Below are 6,725 nucleotides of genomic sequence, written 5' to 3'. Positions count from 1 at the left end.
GGAATAAGTTCGACATCGGAATCGTTTAATGTGTATTTGTTTTGTTGGAACGCACTACTAGTCCCTGCTTACTATTGATTGGCATTTCAACGCATGTGCCAGTTGCCTTTGGCGCGCCGATGGCTTTGGTTGGCGCAATGCGTTGAGTAGGTGGGGTGAGGCGGTGCGGGCGAACGCAACGTCAACCCGGTAGCATAGAAGCCGGAATGGACACGGGAATAGACATGACCGTACCCTGAGCACGAAACCAGAATACGGGGTGCGCCACGCAGCTGTTCCGGGACCATCAACAGTTTGTGTCGGATTTCCTTACACATGAACAAGAAGAAATCCTGAATCTGATCACATCAATTTGATTTTCCGAAGTTTTTTATTTTTAGCATGTTTATTGCTTATGTTTTTCTGACCCAAAAAATGTATCAGTCGCGTAACAATACCGCGCCAAACTACTGTAATTCACCAGCATCTGAACAATGTTTTTCAGATTATTTTGGAGATTGCAATTGAAATCCCGGTACGTAATTGTCCTTGATCAGCACGGCACCATCACTCGGCAATTGAAGGCGCAAGAGATTTCGGACATCGAGTTTCACTACGCCGTATCGGTTGCAGATGGCAAACGGCTGTTAAGTGAAGAACAGTACTCCGTGGGGCTCGTGGTTTTTGACTCCCCGCCGTTGCTGCAGCAGGAAGATGTTGAGCAACTCGCCCGTTCTGCCTCGATGACCGAATGGATCGCGCTCGTTGCACCCTTCTCCCAGGAATCCGTTGCTTTTCAGACTTTCTTGCTCGCTGCATTTTACGACTACCACACCCTCCCCATCGATCTGCATCGCTTGCTCTTGACCATTGGTCGCGCCCACGGCAAGTCGCTCCTGAGACTTTCCTTGCGCAAGAAACGGGGCGAAGAACCTTATCGTTTAGGCATGCTGGGAGACAGCTCCGGGATGAGAGCTTTCTTCATGCAGCTGGAGAAAACGATCGAAGTGGATTGCCCAGTCCTGATCGGTGGTGAGACGGGTACGGGCAAGGAGCTTGTTGCCCAAGCCATCCACAAGCACTCCAAACGATCGGGCGGGCCCTTTGTGGTAATCAACTGCGGTGCAATCCCGGAAAATCTGATTCAATCGGAATTGTTCGGGCATGAGAAAGGTGCCTTTACCGGTGCGGATCAACGAAAAATCGGCAGCATCGAGGCCGCCAATGGTGGCGTCCTATTCTTCGACGAGATCGGTGATCTCCCCCTGCTTCAGCAGGTTAACCTGCTGCGTTTTATACAGGAACGGACAATCACCCGGCTCGGCTCAACGCAGGTCATTCCGGTCGATTGCCGGATCATTGCGGCAACCCACATCGACTTGCAGGAAGCGATTCGGGTCGGACGCTTTCGCGAGGACTTGTACTACCGCCTGAATGTGGTTCATTTGAATTTGCCGGCCTTGCGCCATCGTCATGATGATGTGTGGCTGCTGGCCGAGAATATTTTCCAGAAATACTCGACAAACAGAACGTATTGCCGGGCGCAAGGTTTCAGCACCGAAGCGCTTTCTGCACTGAAGGCGTATCAATGGCCGGGCAATGTGCGAGAGCTCATGAATCGCGTGCATCGCGCGGCGATTCTCAGCGAGAGCAAGCTCATCAGTGCCGCCGATCTTGGGCTTGAAGCGCCGGATGACGAATCGCGGAGCCCAACGCTGGAGAGCGCCAGGGCATCGACGGATCGCATCGTCTTGGAGCACAGCTTGCGCAAGCACAAGAACAACGTATCCAAGGCCGCACGAGAGCTCGGTGTCTCAAGGGTTACGTTCTACCGCATGATGAGCAAGCACAATGTCGACGCAATGCCTTGAAACTGCATTGAGTCACTCACTGTCAAGAACCTGATTTCACTCCCGTTCCTGTACCAAATTTGCAACATTTCATGCCTAAGATTAGGCACTTCCAAATATTTCTTGTTTCGGAACATCAAGTTACGATGTTAAAGTAAAGCCAAATTAATACCAAAAGTGGTTTACAACATGAAGAAGACTAAATCGTTTCGCGGTCATTCACGATCTGGTATTCACCTCATCGGGGCGCTTGCCCTGGCTTACGGGGGAGTGGCGAGTGGCGCTGATCAGCCTCCCACTGACGTGGAGGCACTTCGCAAGCAAGTCATCGAGCAAACCAACCACATCGAGACCCTTAAACGGCAGATGGCGGAAACGGATGCGAAACTGGCTGAAATCCAGAAGGCGCTCGGCAAAGAGGCACTGAGCAAGACGCGCGGCGCTGGCGCCAGCCCATCCCGGGATTCTCAACCGATTGAAATAGCGCAGGCTCCGCAGTCAGCTCAGACTACGCCAGCAGCGAAGTCGGACACTGTTGGCGAACCGCCTGCCCAACGCGAGCGCGTACAACAGATCGCTCAGATCTTCGAGCAACCGGGTGTATTGACACCGAAAGGCACCTTTAATATTGAACCGGGGCTGACTTATGGCTACTCATCCAGCAACCGGGTTTCGCTCGTCGGCTACACCATCATTCCGGCACTGTTGATCGGCCTGATCGACATCCGCGAAGTCAAGCGCAACACGGTGACAGCGAATTTGACCGCACGCTATGGCGTTACCAACCGTTTCGAGCTTGAGGCCAGGCTGCCCTACGTTCGTCGCTGGGACTCGGTGACCTCCCGCCCGCTGGCAATCGGCGCAGGGCAAGAGGGACTATTTAACTCCGACGGTTCGGGGGTCGGCGACTTCGAGGCCTCCGCGCGCTATCAATTGAACGACGGCGGCGCCGACAAGCCTTACTATATCGGCTCACTACGCTTCAAGAGCCGCACTGGAACGGATCCTTTCGAGGTGCTGAACGAAGGCACTACGTCCACACGGCTCTCCAATGGGCTGCAAAAGGAACTGCCCACCGGATCAGGGTTCTACACTATCCAGCCGGGTCTGACCATGCTCTATCCTGCCGACCCGGCAGTATTCTTCGGCAGTATCAACTACCAGTACAACTTTACGCGCTCAAACGTTACCTTGAACACCACCGAAGGGCCAGTGAAACTAGGCGACGTGGAGCCGGGCGGTGTCTTTGGCATCAACTTTGGCATGGGTCTTGCGATCAACGAGCGATCCTCTTTCAGCCTTGGATATGATTTTGCTTCTGTCGGCACGACAAAAGTAAACGGCAGAACACCACCCCTCTCGGTGCGTACAACATTGGGTACGATGCTCGTCGGCTATTCGCATCAAATCGACAAGACCACGTCGCTTAACGTCTCGGTCGGGGTTGGTGTGACGGCTGACTCACCGGATGTTGCGCTCACAGTGCGCATGCCGATGAACCTCTGATGCAGGAAAGATACGGGAGGGAGTATCTGGCTCTGGTACTGGCCAGCGGTACACCTGCCTACAACTAGCGCCGCAACGAATTGACGATGCCGTTTTGTACTGCCGCCTGCACGGACATCGAACGGAACAACTGCCCACTATTGACGCTGGCATTGATGGTTGTGACGTTCTGAATCTTCTGGTTGTTGAGTGTATTCTGGATCACAGTACCGGCCAGATTTGAACCAACCTGCGCCGTAAAGCTGTTGCCAGAACCATTTTGAATCACACCGAGAGCACCGGCAGCCGCGTTAGCAGCCGTCACCTGGGGTGCGCCGCCCGTCCCCGCCACCCATTGCAGATCCCTGAGGTTAAGCACCGTATGGGCAACCAGCTCACCGTTGATGAACACCGCCCGTTCGATACCGAAGGAGAACCTGAGATTGCTGTCAGGGGGTTCAAAACCACCGCGGATATCGTCAAGTGCTTTGTCGCCCAGGGCCGCCAACTGGCTCCCTATTGGATTGCGCGCAACGGAAGACGGCGCTTCAATCCGGCTCTTTTCCGTCGCAACGCCCACCTCCGACGTGCTGCGTATCGTCGTGTTGCTCGTGTTACTGACCAGCGCCGATTCGTCGACAGGTACGTTCATCGTGTCCATCGACGCATCCATTGACGACTGGTCCGCCACAGCCACTTTGTTCCTTAGTGCAATGTTTTTCGCCGCCGCAGCACGCACTGCCTCCACGCTGCTGAAACTCGTGTAATTGACTATTGCCTCAGCATATGAATTCATCAGTGGATTGTTCAACAGAGAACTGAGAGCCTGCACCACCAGCAACAGGATCACACCAACCCTGCAGAGCTGCTTTGCCGATGTTAGAAGTCCGGAGCTCATCTCAGGCACCTAGTAATCCGACGGGCCACGTTTAGGAAAAAACGGCTCGGCGGCACCACGATGAACGCTGTTGACATACGGAGCGCTGGGCGCCACCCGCCAATCGTTGTCGGTATTGAACTTCGCCAGCTCGAGCTTGTTGCGAATCACAAACAAAATGTGGTTAACCCACAGTCCCTTGAATTTCGTATAGGGCATGGTGCGCGTACCCGCCGACGGGTCACCGACCAGGACGCGGTCGTTACGCATTCCCTTGATGACGACAAAATGGTAATAGCCATTCTCCTTGATCAGCGCGATCGCCGGAATGCCGGCCGTCAAAAGCTGTTCAATTTCGGCCACAAAGCCATCGCCCTCAAAGCCGTGGGCTTCGAGATAATTCTTCATGTCCAGCAGCGAGAAGCCTTCCTTGCGGATCTTGTTCTGGTCGCCGCGTTCGTACATCTCGCGAAAAACATCCTGCTCGCTGACCGGGTAGGCGTAGTGATGGGTCAACATGGTGGCCAGTGCCGCCGATCCGCAACTGAAGTCATATTTCTGGTGCATCGTGTTGTGGAAATGCAAACCCTTGATGCTGGCAACCGGAACCGAAAACGCCCCACCGAACTGACTAGGCAAAGCCACCCGACTCCCCTCGCTGGCAAGGACGCTGCTGGCATGTGTAGCCAACAGAGCGGCCAGCAAGGGGAGGAGGCGGCACATGCGCCTCAGCGGAGGCTGTATCATTTGACTTGCAAATTAAGGATGGTTGAATTCTGAATCAGAACATTGTTGCCCGAGTTCTGAATGACCGTGGAAAAGCCGCTGGCGCCAACAAACGAACCGTCCGTAACCAGATTACTGCCGGTAGTGAGGTGATGCGCCTGGTTGTCGCTGACCACGCCATCGAGTGCATTCTTGTTGAGCACTTGCACTTCTGCGCCGCCACGCGAAGCTTCGAGCGCGTCGCTATTGACTGCCGCACTGCCGAAGAACGATGAGGGCATAGTCGCCGCACTGGCTTCCGGCAACAGCGTCGCCTGGTCAGCCGCCCCCGTGTCGGCGATTGCCAAACCGTGAAGCATACCGCTGACGAGCGCACTGAGAATCAGCATCCGGGAAGTTAGAATTGTCATGAGTTTCTCCGGTGTGTGAGACGGATCAAAGCCCGGGTGCCTGCCGTCGGCACCCGGGCCCTAATTGCAGTTACCTGCCGACGTTCAGATTAGCTTGAACGTTGACCGATTGCTGCACCAGCGAGGACATCCCGCTGTTCTGGTTAGCTACCATGATGCCGGCAGCCGATTGACCCACACTGCTCATGCTGTTGGACATATTGAAGGTTCCGGCATTCACAGCGACTGAGCCGCCAGCACCACCGGCACCACCGACTGCGCCGTTGCCGACACCACCGTTGCCGCCTTCACCTGTGCCACCTTCAGCACCAACAGCAGCAACTGCACCGGCCGCACCAGCACCACCGCTACTGGTTCCACCGTTAGCCTCGGCACCGACAGCACCATTGCCCGCCGTAGCCGTTGCGCTACCATTGGTTGCAGCAGACGAAGCACTTCCGTTGGTCGCCGACCCAGCATCGCCACCTGCACCACCTGTATTGCTGGCTGTACCGCCAGCTCCGCCGGTAGCCGTACCAGCGGCAGCAGTTGCCGTGGACGTGCTGGTGTTAGCACCGCCAGTGGAGGAGTTCGTGCCGCCAGTCGCCGCTCCAGCGGTCGAGGTTGCCGAACCCGTAGCGGCACCGCTAGCTGCACTGGCTTGACCCGTCGTTCCGGCACCACCCGTGGAAGTTGCGGAACCTTGAGCCGCGCCCGCTGTCGAGGTTGCCGAGCCTTGAGCCGCACCCGCTGTCGAGGTTGCCGAGCCGGTGGCTGCACCACCAGTGTTAGTCGCTGTCTGCGTATTGGCTCCCGTTGTCGAAGTACCACCCGCTGCGCCGGTTACCGTTGCACCGGTTGTAGTGGTCGGGCCATTCTTGGCAAAGCCAGCACCACTGCCTCCGGAACCAAATCTAGCGCTCTCATCAGCAGGAGCAGGTGCCGCTCCATCGCCACCCCACGCCTTGTTGGTCGAATCGGTACCACCAGCCTTGGTGCTGCTGTTGGCATCGGCAGAACCGGACTTGGCGATTTGGCCGGAAGCCGAGAGACCACCCAGGTTGGCATCGAGCGCAGCGGACGAGCCACCCTTGTTGGCATCGAGCGCAGCGGACGAGCCACCCTTGTTGGCATCGAGAGCCGCAGAATCGCCGCCCTTGGCCAGGGAAGCGTTATAGGCTGAACCGCTCGCCGCTTTATCCAGAGCAATGGAGGAACCGCCCGTTTGATTGCTGGTCGACTCCGAACCCTTGGCCTTCTGGGCCGTCAGGTTTGCGGCATTGCCACCGTAAGCCGTGGCATCGCCACCGTTGGCACCCTTGGCGCCTTTGGCGTAACCGCCGTTACCGGCATCGCCGACTGTGGCACTGCCATTCTTGGCCTTTTCTGCCGAGGCACTGCCATTCGTGGCTGTTGCTG

Annotated in this window: 6 protein-coding genes; 2 read left to right on the top strand and 4 right to left on the bottom strand. The window is 56.3% G+C overall.

Going from position 1 to position 6,725, the window contains the following annotated elements; translation table 11 throughout:
- Window positions 1–503: 503 nt before the first annotated feature.
- Together PROAA_RS00195 and PROAA_RS00190 are read left to right on the top strand one after the other, a co-directional pair.
- A complete protein-coding gene (locus tag PROAA_RS00195) occupies window positions 504–1,850 on the top strand; it encodes a sigma-54 dependent transcriptional regulator (RefSeq protein ID WP_222102027.1) in 1,347 nt (448 codons plus the stop codon).
- A gap of 168 nt (window positions 1,851–2,018) precedes the next feature.
- A complete protein-coding gene (locus PROAA_RS00190) occupies window positions 2,019–3,335 on the top strand; it encodes an acetate kinase (RefSeq protein WP_245664096.1) in 1,317 nt (438 codons plus the stop codon).
- Between the two features lie 64 nt (window positions 3,336–3,399).
- On the opposite strand, the gene PROAA_RS00185 is transcribed toward PROAA_RS00190, so the two are convergent.
- From PROAA_RS00185 to PROAA_RS00170, 4 genes are all read right to left on the bottom strand, one after another.
- Entirely contained in the window at window positions 3,400–4,164 is a 765-nt protein-coding gene (locus PROAA_RS00185; protein ID WP_186409368.1) for a hypothetical protein, read from the bottom strand.
- A gap of 57 nt (window positions 4,165–4,221) precedes the next feature.
- Window positions 4,222–4,914: a C39 family peptidase gene (locus PROAA_RS00180; RefSeq protein WP_222102026.1), complete on the bottom strand. Its 693-nt coding sequence runs from the start codon at window positions 4,912–4,914 to the stop codon at window positions 4,222–4,224.
- A gap of 20 nt (window positions 4,915–4,934) precedes the next feature.
- Window positions 4,935–5,327, bottom strand: coding sequence for a hypothetical protein (locus PROAA_RS00175; RefSeq protein ID WP_222102025.1), 393 nt, complete (start codon window positions 5,325–5,327; stop codon window positions 4,935–4,937).
- 70 nt (window positions 5,328–5,397) lie between these two features.
- Window positions 5,398–6,725 (bottom strand): hypothetical protein (locus tag PROAA_RS00170; RefSeq protein WP_186409366.1); only part of this gene is annotated, 1,328 nt, incomplete at its 5' end.

This window comes from Candidatus Propionivibrio aalborgensis (genome assembly GCF_900089945.1).
GTDB classification, from domain to species: domain Bacteria; phylum Pseudomonadota; class Gammaproteobacteria; order Burkholderiales; family Rhodocyclaceae; genus Propionivibrio; species Propionivibrio aalborgensis.
The sequence above is the reverse complement of the archived record's forward strand: the minus strand, read 5'-3'. Positions and strand labels throughout refer to the sequence as shown.